The organism is Streptomyces sp. P17, assembly GCF_032436805.1.
Classification (GTDB): Bacteria; Actinomycetota; Actinomycetes; order Streptomycetales; family Streptomycetaceae; genus Streptomyces.
In genome coordinates, this window is the sequence record NZ_JAVRBF010001228.1 from 1 (window position 1) to 250 (window position 250).

At 44.0% G+C, this 250-nt stretch carries 1 protein-coding gene; it reads left to right on the forward strand.

The genetic code is table 11. The features are described 5' to 3' along the window. On the forward strand, window positions 1–250 hold a 250-nt coding region (locus tag RMT89_RS44510; RefSeq protein ID WP_315889447.1), incomplete at both ends, for a hypothetical protein.

Consider the following 250-nt stretch of genomic DNA (forward strand, 5'->3'; position numbering starts at 1 on the left):
TATTTGACGTTTGCTCAGCGGCATCAGTTACAGGCCATATTACTGACCTCAGTGCCAAGAGCGAGAGATATAAAAAACCAACCAGGTCTGCCGATTAATCCCAAACAACATGAGACAAGACAAAATAAACAGCAAGGTTACCAGTATGTCGGCAGTTACTATCAAACCGTGTTAGATACTGCAAAGAAAGAGCAAGTACCGCTGCTGGATATTCAGCAACGGATGATAACAGCCGCTAATGAATACGGCG